Origin of the sequence: Burkholderia sp. SIMBA_051, from assembly GCF_046534915.1 — a bacterium.
Taxonomy (GTDB): Bacteria; Pseudomonadota; Gammaproteobacteria; order Burkholderiales; family Burkholderiaceae; genus Burkholderia; species Burkholderia ambifaria.
The window spans coordinates 459324-473728 of sequence record NZ_JAWRXS010000001.1 but is presented as its reverse complement, the minus strand read 5'-3'; the positions used below and the strand labels follow the sequence as shown (position 1 = coordinate 473728).

Below are 14405 nucleotides of genomic sequence, written 5' to 3'. Positions count from 1 at the left end.
GTGCCGGTGTTTACGGCGTCGGGCCGGTCGCGATCGGCCGCGACGGATCGGCGCTCCATTCGCTCCACGAGCCCGGATACAGCGATGCGCCATGCAGGCCCGCGACTTCGAGCGCGAGTGCGTTGTGGCATGCGGTCACGCCGGAACCGCATTGCAGGATCACGCTGTTCGGTTCGGTGCCGGCCAGCAGCGTGGTGAACGTCTCGCGCAGTTCGTGGCCGGTCTTGAAGCGGCCGTCGGCGTTCAGGTTGTCCTTGAAGAACCGGTTGCGTGCGCCGGGGATATGGCCGCCGACACGATCGATCGTTTCGTTTTCTCCGCGATAGCGATCGGGCGCGCGCGCATCGATCACGACGCGCTGGGCCGACGTCACGTTCGCGAGCACGGCTGCCGCGTCGACCGTCGATTCGAGCGGCGCTGCCGCCCGGAAGTCGCCGGCGGCCGGGTGCGGCACGTCGGTCGTCAACGGCTGACCAGCCGCTTCCCATGCCTGCAGGCCGCCGTCGAGCACCGCGATCGAGTCGTGCCCGAGCCAGCGCAGCAGCCACCACAGGCGCGCCGCATAGGCGCCGCCGTGCGCGTCATACGCGACCACCTGCTGGCCCTGCTTGACGCCGCGGCTGGCCATCAGCGTCGCGAATGCGTCGCGGGTCGGCAGCGGATGGCGGCCGTTGGTGCCGGTCTTGCGGCCGGACAGGTCGCGGTCGAGATGAAGATATTGCGCACCGGGGATGTGCCCGGCCGCATAGGCGGCTTCGCCCGCGGCCGGATCGGCGAGATCGAAGCGGCAGTCGAATACGGCGACGCTGCCCGGCGCCGCGGCCAGACGTTCGGCGAGATTGGCTGCGGAGATGAGCGTGGTGTAGTGGGTGTGTGGCATGACGGCTCCCTGGAGTGCGAACTGGCCTGATACTCCAAGTCTAAACAAAAAAAGACGGGCCGAAACCCGTCTTTTCATATGCCGAATGCGATGCGGCGCTGAACGCGCCGCGCGCGTTCAAAGATCGCCGAGATGGCGGCGCAGGAACTCGTGGAAGTGCTGCATGCCGTCTTCCATCGGGCTCTGGTACGGGCCGACCTGCGATTCGCCGCGTGCCATCAGTGCACGGCGGCCGGCGTCCATCCGCATCGCGATTTCGTCGTCCTCGACGGCCGTCTCCATGTAGGCGGCGCGCTCGGCTTCGACGAACTCGCGCTCGAACAGCGCGATTTCCTCGGGGTAGTAGAACTCGACGATGTTGGTCGTCTTCTGCGGGCCGCGTGGAATCAGCCACGACACGACGAGCACGTGCGGATACCACTCGATCATCAGGCCCGGGTAATAGACCATCCAGATCGCGCCGAATTCCGGCGGCACGCCGTTGCGGAACTTGAGCACCTGCTCGTGCCACTTCTGGTAGGTCGCGCTGCCCGGTTTCGCGAGGGCGTTGTGCACGCCGACCGTCTGCACGCTGTACCAGTCGCCGAACTCCCACTTGAGATCGTCGCACGACACGAAACTGCCGAGGCCCGGGTGGAACGGGGCGACGTGGTAATCCTCGAGGTACACCTCGATGAACGTCTTCCAGTTGTAATCGCACTCGTGCACTTCGACGTGATCGAACTGATATTCGGAGAAGTCGAAGTGATGCTTCGTGCCGAGGTTCGCGAGATCGCGCGCGACGTTGCGGCCTTCGGCCTCGAACAGCAGCCCCTGCCAGTTCTGCAGCGGGCTCTTGCCGAGATTCAGGCACGGTTTGTCGGGGAAGTGCGGGGCGCCGAGCAGCTCGCCTTCCAGATCGTACGTCCAGCGGTGCAGCGGGCACACGATGTTCTGCGCGTGGCCACGCCCGTTGAGCATGATCGCCTGCCGGTGGCGGCACACGTTCGACAGCAGTTCGATCTGGTTCGTCTGGTTGCGGACCAGCACGCGGCCTTCCTGCTCGGACGGCAGCGCGAAATAATCCCCCGCCTCGGGCACCATCAACTCGTGCCCGACGTAACGAGGTCCTTTCTTGAAGAGGGTTTCGATCTCGCGCTCGAGTAGCGCCTCATCGAAATATGCAGTGACTGGAAGCTGGCTGTGAGCCGACTTCAACTGAAGCGCGTCGCTCAGATTGGACATTCCCACTCCCGGTGTTAGCGTGAAAGCAGTGAACAACCCAACCATCGAAAAATCGATTTAGGGAAACGGGCAATTATACCCGGTTCGCCCCGCAAGGCTAGGATTAAGTGCCTGATTTGTGTCAATTTTTTGTCGGGAGGCACTCGGAAGGCGCACACTGTGCGTCGAAGATGGGGCCGGAATTGTGCCGGGCCCGCCAAGTCGGCAGGTCGGAGAATTCTCTTTTGCCGTAGAATGTCCGACTTGTTTTGAAATTTGACACCCTCGTCCATGGCGAAAACCGCATCCCCAGGCGCCACGCCGCCCGACAATGGCACCGAACCGTTGCCGGACAATTACGAAATGGCGCTCGCGGAACTCGAGACGCTGGTTGCCCGGATGGAAGGCGGCGCGTTGAGCCTCGAGGATTCGCTCGCCGCGTATCGTCGCGGCGCGAACCTCGTTGCGTTTTGCCAACAGCAGCTCGAGAAAGTGGAGCAACAGGTTCGCGTGCTGGACGGCGCGACGCTGAAGCCGCTTTCGTCCGGAACGGCCGCCACGGACGGCGAAGACGACGATCTATGACATTCGAACAATGGATGCGGTCCGTGCTTGACCGTGTCGAGGACGCACTCGGCCACTATTTGCCGGCCGAAAACGTGGTGCCCACGCAACTCCACGAAGCGATGCGCTACGCGGTCCTCGGCGGCGGCAAGCGCGTTCGCCCGCTGCTGTGCCATGCAGCAGGCGAACTGACCGGTGCGACGGAAGCGGCGCGCAACGCGGCGGCGGCGGCGCTGGAGATGATCCACGTCTATTCGCTCGTGCACGACGACATGCCGTGCATGGACGACGACGCGCTGCGTCGCGGCAAGCCGACCGTGCACGTGCAGTACGACGAGCCGACGGCGTTGCTGGTCGGCGACGCGCTGCAGTCGCAGGCATTCGTCGCGCTGACCGACGTCGACGCGCTGTCGCCGGTGCAGCAGGCCGCGCTCGTGCGCGAGCTGGCGCTGGCGAGCGGCTCGATCGGCATGGCCGGCGGGCAGGCGATCGACCTGGCGAGCGTCGGCCTGAAGCTGACGCGCGAGCAGCTCGAGAAGATGCACCGGATGAAGACGGGTGCGCTGCTGCGCGCGGCCGTGCGGATGGGCGCGCTGGCCGGCGAGACGCCGTCGGCGGAAACGCTGGCCGCGCTCGACGTCTACGCGGCGGCCGTGGGCCTGGCCTTCCAGGTCGTCGACGACATTCTCGACGTCACGACCGATTCGGCGACGCTCGGCAAGACGGCCGGCAAGGATGCGGCAAACGACAAGCCGACCTACGTATCGATCCTCGGCCTCGACGCATCGCGCGAGCTCGCAGCCCAGCTGCGCGCGGAAGCACACGATGCGTTGAAACCGTTCGGCGCACGCGCACAGCGTCTCGCCGAACTTGCCGACCTGGTGGTGAACCGGGTCAGCTGACGCGAAGCCCGCCGCTGCGCACACGCTTACGGTGCGTGCAATAGAATGCGGGCGCGTTTGATTTCCTACAATGGAACGACGATGTACGACTTGCTGAAAACCATCGACGACCCGGCGGATCTGCGCCGCCTCGATCGTCGCCAACTCCAACCGCTCGCGGATGAACTGCGCGCGTTCGTGCTCGACAGCGTGTCGAAGACGGGCGGCCATTTGTCGTCCAACCTCGGGACGGTCGAGCTGACGATCGCGTTGCACTACGTGTTCAACACGCCGAACGACCGGATCGTCTGGGACGTGGGCCACCAGACCTACCCGCACAAGATCCTGACGGGTCGCCGCGACCAGATGCATTCGCTGCGCCAGTACGACGGCATCTCGGGTTTCCCGCGCCGCAGCGAGTCCGAATACGACACGTTCGGCACCGCGCATTCGAGCACGTCGATCTCGGCGGCGCTCGGGATGGCGATCGGCAGCCAGCTGAACGGCGACGACCGCTTCTCGATCGCGGTGATCGGCGACGGCGCGATGACGGCCGGCATGGCGTTCGAGGCGATGAACAACGCGGGCGTGTCGGAGGATGCGAAACTGCTCGTGATCCTCAACGACAACGACATGTCGATTTCGCCGCCGGTGGGCGCGCTGAACCGCCATCTCGCGCGCCTGATGTCGGGCCGCTTCTATGCGGCCGCGCGTGCGGGCGTCGAGCGCGTGCTGAGCGTGGCGCCGCCGGTGCTCGAACTCGCGCGCAAGCTCGAGGAGCATGCGAAGGGCATGGTCGTGCCGGCGACGCTGTTCGAAGAGTTCGGCTTCAACTACATCGGCCCGATCGACGGTCACGATCTCGATTCGCTGATCCCGACGCTGCAGAACATCCGCGAGCTGCGCGGCCCGCAATTCCTGCACGTGGTGACGAAGAAAGGCCAGGGCTACAAGCTCGCCGAAGCGGATCCCGTGCTCTATCACGGCCCCGGCAAGTTCAACCCGGCCGAAGGCATCAAGCCGTCGCCCACGCCCGCGAAGAAGACGTACACGCAGGTGTTCGGCGAATGGCTGTGCGATGAAGCCGAGCGCGATTCGCGCGTCGTCGGCATCACGCCCGCAATGCGCGAAGGCTCGGGCATGGTCGAGTTCGAGAAGCGCTTCAAGGATCGCTACTACGACGTCGGTATCGCCGAGCAGCACGCGGTGACGTTCGCGGGCGGCCTCGCGACCGAAGGGCTGAAGCCCGTCGTCGCGATCTACTCGACGTTCCTGCAGCGTGCGTACGACCAGCTGATCCACGACGTCGCGCTGCAGAACCTGCCGGTCGTGTTCGCGATCGACCGCGCGGGCCTCGTCGGCGCCGACGGTGCAACGCACGCGGGCGCGTACGATCTCGCGTTCATGCGCTGCATCCCGAACATGACGATCATGGCCGCGTCCGACGAGAACGAGTGCCGCCAGATGCTGCATACGGCGCTTCAGCAGCCGAACCCGACCGCGGTGCGTTATCCGCGCGGCGCGGGCACGGGCGTGGCGACGGTGAAGGAATTCACCGAGATCCCGCTCGGCAAGGGCGAAGTGCGTCGCCGTACGTCGCAGCCGGAAGGCAAGCGCGTCGCGATTCTCGCGTTCGGCACGATGGTCGCGCCGTCGCTCGCGGCGGGCGAGGAGCTCGACGCGACGGTCGCGAACATGCGCTTCGTGAAGCCGGTCGATGCAGCGCTCGTGCGTGAACTCGCCGAGACGCACGACTACCTCGTCACGGTCGAGGAAGGCTGCGTGATGGGCGGTGCGGGCTCGGCCTGCGTCGAAGCCCTGATGGAGAGTGGGGTTATCCGACCCGTAATACAATTGGGCCTCCCTGACCAGTTCATCGATCACGGCGACCCCGCTAAGCTGCTGGCGCAATGCGGCCTCGACGGCGCGGGCATCGCGAAATCGATTCGCGAACGCTTCCTGAGCCCGGCGGCCGACGTCGCCGGTCAGGCGAAGCGCGTCGCGTAAGCTGGCGCCGCCTGCGGGCGGCGTCGGTGCGACTGGCGCAACCGGTCTACATTGATGCGGAAAACATGGGCCTGCGGGCCCATGTTGCTTTTCCGGCTGCCGCGTGACGCGGCGTGCGCGTCGTCGAACGCGCGGCTTACAAGGATTGAACAAGATGAACCAGATGAATCCCGCCTTCGTGATGCCCGACGTGCAGAGCACGGTGGATACCCGCCAGATTCCGATTCAGCGCGTGGGCGTGAAGGCGGTTCGGCATCCGTTGACGGTGCGCACCGAAAGCGGCGACGTGCAGCCGACCGTCGGCGTCTGGAACCTCGACGTGCATCTGCCCGCCGATCAGAAGGGCACGCACATGTCGCGCTTCGTCGCGCTGCTCGAAGACAGCCGCGAGCCGCTGACGGTCGAGCGCTTCCGCGCGATGCTCGCGTCGATGCTCGTCAGGCTGGAAGCCGAGGCCGGCCGCATCGAGGTCACGTTCCCGTACTTCGTGAACAAGACGGCGCCGGTGTCGGGCGTGCAGAGCCTGCTCGACTATGAAGTGACGCTCGCGGGCGAAAGCCGCAACGGCGAAACGCGCCTGTTCCTGAAGGTGCTCGTGCCGGTGACGAGCCTGTGCCCGTGCTCGAAGAAGATCTCGCTGTACGGTGCGCACAACCAGCGCTCGCACGTAACGATCGACGCCGAGCTCGCGGCCGACCTGCCGGTCGAGGCGCTGATCCGCATCGCGGAAGAAGAGGCGTCGTGCGAGCTGTGGGGCTTGCTGAAGCGTCCGGACGAGAAGTTCGTCACGGAGCGTGCGTACGAAAACCCGAAGTTCGTCGAGGATCTGGTGCGCGACGTCGCGCAGCGTCTCGATGCGGACGAGCGCGTGGTTGCGTACGTGCTCGAAGCCGAGAACTTCGAGTCGATCCACAATCACAGCGCGTATGCGCTGATCGAGCGCGACAAGCGACACGCCGCGTAACGCTGCGTCGTTTTGCCGCTGCAATGAAAAATGGCCGCTCATCGAGCGGCCATTTTGTTTTCTGGCGTGTGCCGGCGCGTAGGGTATCGTGCTGCGCGAATCAGCGTGCGAGCGACGCGAGATCCCAGCGCGGCTTCACCGTGAACGCGTAGTCGGCGTTTGCCTGCTCGGGCCAGCGGCCGAGCCGCAATGCGCCGGCGAGCGCGATCATCGCGCCGTTGTCGGTGCAGAGCGCGAGATCGGGATAGTGCACGTCGAAGCCGCGCTTGGCCGCTGCGGCCGACAGCGCCGCGCGCAACTGGCGGTTCGCGCCGACGCCGCCCGCGACGACCAGGCGCTTGAGTTTCGTCTGCTTGAGCGCGGCGAGCGACTTCGCGACGAGCACATCGACGGCCGCATCGACGAAGCCGCGCGCGAGGTCGGCCTTCGCGCGCTCGAGCGCTTCGCCTTCCAGCTTCGCCGCCTCGAATTTCTTCATCTGCGTGAGCACGGCCGTCTTCAGGCCGCTGAAGCTGAAGTCGAGATCGCCCGAATGCAGCATCGGACGCGGCAGCACGACCGCACCCGGCGTGCCCGTTTCCGCGAGCTTCGACACTTCCGGGCCGCCCGGATAGCCGAGGCCGATCAGCTTCGCCGTTTTGTCGAACGCTTCGCCGGCCGCGTCGTCGAGCGTCTCGCCGAGCGTCTCGTACACGCCGACGTCGGTCACGCGCATCAGTTGCGTATGACCGCCCGACACCAGCAGCGCGCCGAACGGGAACGGCGGCGGCTCGTCGACGAGCAGCGGCGACAGCAGATGGCCTTCGAGGTGATGAATGCCGACGGTCGGCTTGTTCCAGGCGAGCGCGAGCGCATTCGCGATGCTCGCGCCGACCAGCAGCGCGCCGGCGAGGCCGGGGCCTTGCGTGAACGCGATCGCGTCGATGTCGTCGCGGTGCGTGCCGCTTTGCGCCATCACTTCCTCGAGCAGCGGCAGCGCGCGGCGGATGTGATCGCGCGACGCGAGCTCCGGCACGACGCCACCGTATTCGCGATGCATCGCGATCTGCGAATGAAGCGCGTGCGCGAGCAGGCCGCGCTGCGTGTCGTAGAGCGCGAGGCCGGTTTCATCGCAGGAGCTTTCGATGCCGAGGACGAGCATGGGTAAGGGCGGGGGCGCGCGTTGTCGAGCGCGCCGCAGGTAGGTCGACGTAACCGGAAATTATAGCAGGCGGGAGCCTGTCGCCGCCGCGGGCGGCCCGAGCCGGAGGCCGGGCAGGTACAATCCGCGCCATGGAAACTTATGACATCGCCGTGATCGGCGCGGGCGCCGCCGGGATGATGAGCGCCGCGGTCGCCGGGCAACTCGGCCGCCGCGTCGTGCTGATCGACCACGCGCCGCGGCTTGCCGAGAAAATCCGCATCTCGGGTGGCGGCCGCTGCAACTTCACGAATCTCTACGCAGGCCCCGACAACTACCTGTCGTCGAATCCGCATTTCGCGCGCTCGGCGCTCGCCCGTTACACGCCGCGCGACTTCCTCGGGCTGCTCAAGCGCCATCACGTCACCTGGCACGAAAAGCACAAGGGGCAACTCTTCTGCGACCACGGCAGCGACGCGATCATCGACATGCTGAAGCACGAATGCGACGCGGGCGGCATCGCCTGGCGCCGCCCGGTGGTCGTCGACGCGGTGCGCCACGCGGCCGACGGCTTCACGCTCGACACGCAGCAGGCAGGGCCGATCCGCGCACGCGCGCTGATCGTCGCGACGGGCGGCCTGTCGATTCCGAAGATCGGCGCGACCGATTTCGGCTATCGGGTCGCGAAGCAGTTTGGCCACAAGCTCATCGATACGCGGCCCGCGCTCGTGCCGCTCACGTTCGCGCAGCAGGACTGGGAGCCGTTCGCGGCGCTGTCCGGCGTGTCGCTCGAAGTACGCGTGTCGACCGGTGACAAGAAACGCGGCGGCGAATTCGTCGAGGACCTGCTGCTGACCCATCGCGGGCTGTCGGGCCCCGGCATCCTGCAGATCTCCAGTTACTGGCAGTCCGGCGACCCGATTCGCATCGACCTGCTTCCGCAGCGCGACGCGGTGGCCGACCTGCTCGACGCGAAGCGTACGTCGAAGCGCCAGATCGGCTCGCTGCTCGCGGACTGGGTGCCGTCGCGACTCGCGCACGTCTGGCTCGACACGCATCGCGTCGCGGCCGATGCGCGGCTCGCGGACCTGCCCGACAAGACGCTGCGCCAGATCGGCGACGCGCTGTCCGGCTGGACGCTGACGCCGAACGGCACCGAGGGCTACAAGAAGGCCGAGGTGACGAAGGGCGGCGTCGATACGCGCGAACTGTCGTCGGCGACGATGATGAGCGCGCGGGTGCCGGGGCTGTTCTTCATCGGCGAGGCGGTGGACGTGACGGGCTGGCTCGGCGGCTACAACTTCCAGTGGGCGTGGGCGTCCGGCACGGCGGCCGGGCAGGCGGCGGCGGAGTTTGCGCACGACGTCTGAGAGGGCCGCGCAGGCCCGTCGTTGATGGGACCCGGCCCTTAGGCCTTTGTGCGACGCTCTGCTATACTCGTAAATCTTCCCTGCAAACCTTTATTCGTGTCGGATCATGACGATCATTCGCGTTAAAGAAAACGAGCCGTTCGAAGTCGCCATGCGTCGCTTCAAGCGCACGATCGAGAAGAACGGTCTGCTGACCGAGCTTCGTGCGCGGGAATTCTTCGAGAAACCGACCGCCGAGCGCAAGCGCAAGAAGGCTGCAGCAGTGAAGCGTCACTACAAGCGGATTCGCAGCCAGACGCTGCCGAAGAAGCTGTACTGAACGATTGAGCGCCGCGCGGTTCACTGAGCGGCGCACCGGCGACCTCCGCGCGATCGGTGTCGATCAGGGGGCTGCGAGTCGCCGATGCCGGATTCGAGCAACCCGCTTGAGACATAGTCCCAAGCGGGTTTTTGTGTTGACGTCCATTCACGGGCGTCGAAGTCACGTTTCCATCCCGGGTGCAAGATGAGTTTGAAAGAGCAGATCAGCGAAGACATGAAGGCCGCGATGCGCGCGAAGGAAAGCGAGCGTCTGGCGACGGTTCGCCTGCTGCTGGCCGCGATCAAGCAGCGCGAGATCGATGATCAGGTGACCCTCGACGACGCGGGCATCACCGCCGTGATCGACAAGATGATCAAGCAGCGCAAGGACTCGATCAGCCAGTTCCAGGCCGCCGGCCGCGACGATCTCGTCGCGAAGGAGCAGGCCGAACTGACCGTGCTGGGTGCTTACATGCCCGCGCAACTGTCGGACGCGGAAGTGGCCGCCGAAGTCCAGGCCGCGGTCGCGGCAACGGGCGCAGCCGGCCCGCAGGACATGGGCAAGGTGATGGGCGTGCTGAAGGGCAAGCTCGCCGGCCGTGCCGACATGACCGCTGTCTCCGCGCAGGTCAAGGCCGCGCTGTCGAAGTAAAACCCGCTTCCTGGCGCGGCGTGCGCCGGGGCATCGTATTGTCCTTTTTTCGCTCGATCCCACGGTGATTCCGCATTCGTTCCTGCAGGATTTACTGAACCGCGTCGATATCGTCGACGTGGTGGGCCGGTACGTGCAGCTCAAGAAGGGCGGCGCCAACTTCATGGGGCTGTGCCCGTTCCATAACGAGAAGAGCCCGTCGTTTACCGTTAGCCCGACCAAGCAGTTCTATCACTGCTTCGGCTGCGGCGCGCACGGCACGGCGATCGGCTTCCTGATGGAGCACGCGGGGCTCACGTTCCCGGAAGCCGTGCAGGAACTCGCGCAATCGGTCGGGCTGACCGTGCCGCACGAGCCGTCGATGCGCGGCGGCGGTGGGGGCGGCGGCGACTATCCGGCACCCGTGTCGAAATCGGTCGCGACGGCGCTGTCCGACGTGATGTCCGTCGCGTGCGACTACTATCGCAAGCAGTTGCGCGGCGCGACCGTCGCGATCCAGTACCTGAAGAACCGGGGCCTGACCGGCGAGATCGCCGCGCGCTTCGGCCTCGGCTATGCGCCGGACGGCTGGCAGAACCTCGAAACCGCGTTCCCCGACTATCGCGACGAGTCGCTCGTCGAATCGGGGCTCGTGATCGTCAGCGAAAAAACCGACGCGCAAGGCGTCGCGCGACGCTACGACCGGTTCCGCGAGCGGATCATGTTCCCGATTCGCAACGTGAAGGGGCAGGTGATCGGGTTCGGCGGCCGCGTGCTCGGCAGCGGCGAGCCGAAGTACCTGAATTCCCCCGAAACGCCGCTGTTCAACAAGGGCAGCGAACTGTACGGGCTGTTCGAGGCGCGTCTCGCGATCCGCGAGCGCAAGTACGTGCTGGTCGTCGAGGGCTACATGGACGTCGTCGCGCTCGCGCAGCTCGGCTTCCCGAACGCGGTCGCGACGCTCGGCACGGCGTGCACGCCGATCCACGTGCAGAAGCTGCTGCGCCAGACCGATACGGTCATTTTCAGCTTCGACGGCGACTCGGCCGGCCGGCGTGCGGCGCGCCGCGCGCTCGAGGCGTGCCTGCCGCATGCGGCGGACAACCGGACGATCCGATTCCTTTTCCTGCCGTCCGAACATGATCCGGACAGCTACGTACGCGAATTCGGCGCGGACGCGTTCTCCGAGCAGGTCGAACGCGCGATGCCGCTGTCGCAATTTCTGTTGAACGAAGCAATTGCCGGCAAGGCGCTCGATCAACCGGAAGGTCGCGCGAAGGCGCTGTTCGACGCGAAGCCGCTGCTGCAGGCGCTGCCTGCTAATGCGTTGCGCGCGCAGATCATGCACATGTTCGCCGACCGTCTCGATATCCCGTTCGAGGAAGTCGCGGCGCTGTCGGATGTCGATGCACGCATTGCCGCGCCGGCGCGCCACGCGCCCCCGCGCAGCGAGCGGCGACGCGTGACGGACAGCGAAAAGCGGGCGTTGCGTACGCTCGTGATGCATCCGCGGATCGCGTCGCAGCTCGACGACGAGCAACTTGCGACCCTGCGCGCGCTGCCGCGCATCGGCGAGCTGTTCGCCGAAGTCGTCGAGCATGCGCGTGCGCTGGGCGACGGCGCGGAGTTCCGGTTGCTGTCTGACGTGCTGCGCACCTCCTCGAACGGGGCGACTTACGAGGAAATCTTCCGCGAAATTCTGGACTATGATGAAAACGTCCGCGACTTGCTGTTACAGAATCCGGAAGACGAGACGGTGCCTGAGCGGCAGCGCGAACAGGAGCGGATCGCGGGCGAGGAGCTGCAGGCCGCGGTGCTCAAGATGCGTTACGACGCATGCTGCGACCGGCTCGATCGGCTGGCGCGGCAATCCACCTTCACACCCGAGGAACTGGCCGAATTGACGGAATTGAACCAGCAGCGAACCGACATGAAGCGTCGGCTCGGGCTGTAGGCGGCCGGGGCGCCAGGAGAGGGCTCCCCAGCGTGCTATAATATAAGGTTTCCAGCGGTTTGTTTTCCAAGCAGAGGCGAGAATCGCGATGGCAAAGACGACAGGCGGAAAGAAAGCAACGGGCAAGGGCTCGACGGAGCCGACCACGAAGGTCACTGCGGCCAAGTCTGCTTCTTCCACCAGGACAACGTCTTCGGCCACGTCAGCCCCTGCGGGAAAGAAAACCGCGGCCGGCACTGCTCAGGCTGCGCCGGCGTCGGCAGCCAGAACACGGGCTGCCGCCAGACCCGACTCCGGGCCGGCCAAGCCGGCGGCGAAGCGGGCAAGTGCGAAAAGCGCAAGGGACACGACTGCCGCCGCGGACGAAACGGCAGTACGTACTACTCATGCACCCACGGTTCAACCGGCTGTCGTCCAGCAGCCGCGAGTCGATATAGCCGGTACGGCGAACTCCATGACCAAAAAGCTGAACGAAGTATCCGTCGATGACGACGCAAATCAGAGCGACGAGCAGCCCGCACCCGCGGCTGCTCCGGGCAAATCCAAGGTGCGCGATCGTCGCGCCAAGGAAAAGGCGCTGCTGAAGGAAGCGTTCGCGACGAGCACGCCCGGCACGGCCGAGGAGCTCGAAGAGCGCCGCGTGAAGCTGCGCGCGCTGATCAAGCTCGGCAAGGAGCGCGGCTTCCTCACGTATGCCGAAATCAACGACCACCTGCCGGACAACTTCACCGAGACAGAAGCCCTCGAAGGCATCATCGGCACGTTCAACGACATGGGCGTGGCCGTATACGAGCAGGCACCGGACGCGGAAACGCTGCTCCTGAACGACAACGCGCCGGCCGCGTCGTCGGACGATGAAGTCGAGGAAGAAGCGGAAGTCGCGCTGTCGACCGTCGATTCGGAATTCGGTCGCACGACCGATCCGGTCCGGATGTACATGCGCGAGATGGGCACGGTCGAGCTGCTCACGCGCGAAGGCGAAATCGAGATCGCGAAGCGGATCGAGGACGGCCTGCGCCACATGGTGATGGCAATTTCCGCGTGCCCGACGACGATCGCCGACATCCTCGCGATGGCCGAGCGCGTTGCGAACGAAGAGATCCGCGTCGACGAACTCGTCGACGGCCTGCTCGATCCGAATGCTTCGGACTCCGCCGATACGGACGGTTTCTCCGCGAAGGAAGCCGAAGCGATCGAGAACGAGGACGAGGAAGCCGAAGAGGAAGAGGAAGAAGAGGAAGAGGAGGAGGACGACGGTGCCGCACAGGCGTCGGCCAACGCCGCCCAGCTCGAAGCCCTCAAGCGTGCATCGCTCGAAAAGTTCTCGCAGATCAGCGAGTGGTTCGACAAGATGCGCCGCGCGTTCGAGAAGGAAGGCTACAAGTCGAAGGCCTACCTGAAGGCGCAGGAAACGATCCAGACCGAGTTGATGACGATCCGCTTCACCGCGCGTACCGTCGAGCGTCTGTGCGACACGTTGCGTGCGCAAGTGGATGAAGTGCGTCAGGTCGAACGTCAGATCCTGCACATCGTCGTCGACAAGTGCGGCATGCCGCGTTCGGAATTCATCGCGCGCTTCCCGGGCAGCGAGACGGATCTCGACTGGGCCGAGAAGATCACGGCCGAAGGCCATTCGTACAGCGCGGTCCTGGCGCGCAACATCCCGGCGATCCGCGAACAGCAGCAGCGCCTGCTCGACCTGCAGGCGCGTGTCGTGCTGCCGCTGAAGGACCTGAAGGAAACCAACCGCCAGATGGCGGCCGGCGAACTGAAGGCGCGTCAGGCGAAGCGTGAAATGACCGAGGCGAACCTGCGTCTCGTGATCTCGATCGCGAAGAAGTACACGAACCGCGGTTTGCAGTTCCTCGACCTGATCCAGGAAGGCAACATCGGCCTGATGAAGGCGGTGGACAAGTTCGAATACCGTCGTGGCTACAAGTTCTCGACCTATGCGACGTGGTGGATCCGTCAGGCCATCACGCGTTCGATCGCGGACCAGGCGCGCACGATCCGTATTCCGGTTCACATGATCGAGACGATCAACAAGATGAACCGCATCTCGCGGCAGATCCTGCAGGAAACCGGTCTCGAGCCGGATCCGGCAACGCTCGCCGAGAAGATGGAGATGCCGGAAGACAAGATCCGCAAGATCATGAAGATCGCGAAGGAGCCGATCTCGATGGAAACGCCGATCGGTGACGACGACGATTCCCATCTCGGCGACTTCATCGAGGACAACAACACGGTCGCGCCGGCGGATGCCGCGCTGCATGCAAGCATGCGCGACGTCGTGAAGGACGTGCTCGATTCGCTGACGCCGCGTGAGGCGAAGGTGCTGCGGATGCGCTTCGGTATCGAGATGAGCACCGATCACACGCTCGAGGAAGTCGGCAAGCAGTTCGACGTCACGCGTGAGCGGATCCGTCAGATCGAGGCCAAGGCGCTGCGCAAGCTGCGTCACCCGAGCCGTTCCGACAAGCTGAAGTCGTTCCTCGAAGGGAACTGATTTCCAGCGTCTCACTTGCGAACGC

Annotated in this window: 12 protein-coding genes; 9 read left to right on the top strand and 3 right to left on the bottom strand. The window is 65.4% G+C overall.

Features of this window, described 5'->3' with window-relative positions; translation table 11 throughout:
• Positions 1-10 precede the first annotated feature (10 nt).
• Positions 11-880: a sulfurtransferase gene (locus SB771_RS02040; RefSeq protein WP_175659585.1), complete on the bottom strand. Its 870-nt coding sequence runs from the start codon at positions 878-880 to the stop codon at positions 11-13.
• A 117-nt stretch (positions 881-997) separates the two neighbouring features.
• Complete coding sequence (locus SB771_RS02035) at positions 998-2104, bottom strand: aromatic ring-hydroxylating oxygenase subunit alpha (RefSeq protein WP_006751736.1); 1107 nt, start codon at positions 2102-2104, stop codon at positions 998-1000.
• A 270-nt stretch (positions 2105-2374) separates the two neighbouring features.
• Here SB771_RS02035 and SB771_RS02030 point away from each other — a divergent pair, with 270 nt between their 5' ends.
• From SB771_RS02030 to folE2, 4 genes are all read left to right on the top strand, one after another.
• Positions 2375-2668 carry an exodeoxyribonuclease VII small subunit gene (locus SB771_RS02030; protein WP_006760428.1) on the top strand — a complete coding sequence of 98 codons (294 nt, stop codon included), beginning with the start codon at positions 2375-2377 and terminating at the stop codon, positions 2666-2668.
• Complete coding sequence (locus SB771_RS02025; protein ID WP_175659584.1) at positions 2665-3549, top strand: polyprenyl synthetase family protein; 885 nt, start codon at positions 2665-2667, stop codon at positions 3547-3549. The genes SB771_RS02030 and SB771_RS02025 overlap by 4 nt, the downstream gene beginning before the upstream one ends.
• Before the next feature lie 81 nt (positions 3550-3630).
• A complete protein-coding gene (gene dxs, locus SB771_RS02020) occupies positions 3631-5535 on the top strand; it encodes a 1-deoxy-D-xylulose-5-phosphate synthase (protein ID WP_175659583.1) in 1905 nt (634 codons plus the stop codon).
• A 154-nt stretch (positions 5536-5689) separates the two neighbouring features.
• Positions 5690-6499 carry a GTP cyclohydrolase FolE2 gene (folE2, locus tag SB771_RS02015; RefSeq protein ID WP_175659582.1) on the top strand — a complete coding sequence of 270 codons (810 nt, stop codon included), beginning with the start codon at positions 5690-5692 and terminating at the stop codon, positions 6497-6499.
• 100 nt (positions 6500-6599) lie between these two features.
• Here the strand turns inward: folE2 and tsaD are convergent, their stop codons facing one another.
• On the bottom strand, positions 6600-7640 hold the full coding sequence (gene tsaD, locus SB771_RS02010) for a tRNA (adenosine(37)-N6)-threonylcarbamoyltransferase complex transferase subunit TsaD (protein WP_175659581.1): 1041 nt from the start codon (positions 7638-7640) through the stop codon (positions 6600-6602).
• Between the two features lie 122 nt (positions 7641-7762).
• On the opposite strand from tsaD, the gene SB771_RS02005 reads away from it, so the two are divergent.
• The 5 genes from SB771_RS02005 (at position 7763) to rpoD (ending at position 14380) form a co-directional block, all read left to right on the top strand.
• On the top strand, positions 7763-8989 hold the full coding sequence (locus tag SB771_RS02005) for an NAD(P)/FAD-dependent oxidoreductase (RefSeq protein ID WP_279607305.1): 1227 nt from the start codon (positions 7763-7765) through the stop codon (positions 8987-8989).
• A gap of 106 nt (positions 8990-9095) precedes the next feature.
• Positions 9096-9308 carry a 30S ribosomal protein S21 gene (gene rpsU / locus SB771_RS02000; RefSeq protein WP_006751743.1) on the top strand — a complete coding sequence of 71 codons (213 nt, stop codon included), beginning with the start codon at positions 9096-9098 and terminating at the stop codon, positions 9306-9308.
• 186 nt (positions 9309-9494) lie between these two features.
• Positions 9495-9941 (top strand): GatB/YqeY domain-containing protein, encoded by a 447-nt coding sequence (locus SB771_RS01995; protein WP_006751744.1) that lies wholly within the window; start codon positions 9495-9497, stop codon positions 9939-9941.
• 64 nt (positions 9942-10005) lie between these two features.
• On the top strand, positions 10006-11874 hold the full coding sequence (gene dnaG, locus SB771_RS01990; RefSeq protein WP_175655118.1) for a DNA primase: 1869 nt from the start codon (positions 10006-10008) through the stop codon (positions 11872-11874).
• Between the two features lie 88 nt (positions 11875-11962).
• A complete protein-coding gene (gene rpoD, locus SB771_RS01985; RefSeq protein ID WP_105831367.1) occupies positions 11963-14380 on the top strand; it encodes an RNA polymerase sigma factor RpoD in 2418 nt (805 codons plus the stop codon).
• Positions 14381-14405: the final 25 nt, after the last annotated feature.

Bases quoted from the DNA above. Each gene is read 5' to 3' on its own strand.
- SB771_RS02040 (WP_175659585.1), bottom strand. From the start codon at position 880: ATGCCACACACCCACTACACCACGCTCATCTCCGCAGCCAATCTCGCC.
- SB771_RS02035 (WP_006751736.1), bottom strand. From the start codon at position 2,104: ATGTCCAATCTGAGCGACGCGCTTCAGTTGAAGTCGGCTCACAGCCAG.
- SB771_RS02030 (WP_006760428.1), top strand. From the start codon at position 2,375: ATGGCGAAAACCGCATCCCCAGGCGCCACGCCGCCCGACAATGGCACC.
- SB771_RS02025 (WP_175659584.1), top strand. From the start codon at position 2,665: ATGACATTCGAACAATGGATGCGGTCCGTGCTTGACCGTGTCGAGGAC.
- dxs (WP_175659583.1), top strand. From the start codon at position 3,631: ATGTACGACTTGCTGAAAACCATCGACGACCCGGCGGATCTGCGCCGC.
- folE2 (WP_175659582.1), top strand. From the start codon at position 5,690: ATGAACCAGATGAATCCCGCCTTCGTGATGCCCGACGTGCAGAGCACG.
- tsaD (WP_175659581.1), bottom strand. From the start codon at position 7,640: ATGCTCGTCCTCGGCATCGAAAGCTCCTGCGATGAAACCGGCCTCGCG.
- rpsU (WP_006751743.1), top strand. From the start codon at position 9,096: ATGACGATCATTCGCGTTAAAGAAAACGAGCCGTTCGAAGTCGCCATG.
- SB771_RS01995 (WP_006751744.1), top strand. From the start codon at position 9,495: ATGAGTTTGAAAGAGCAGATCAGCGAAGACATGAAGGCCGCGATGCGC.
- rpoD (WP_105831367.1), top strand. From the start codon at position 11,963: ATGGCAAAGACGACAGGCGGAAAGAAAGCAACGGGCAAGGGCTCGACG.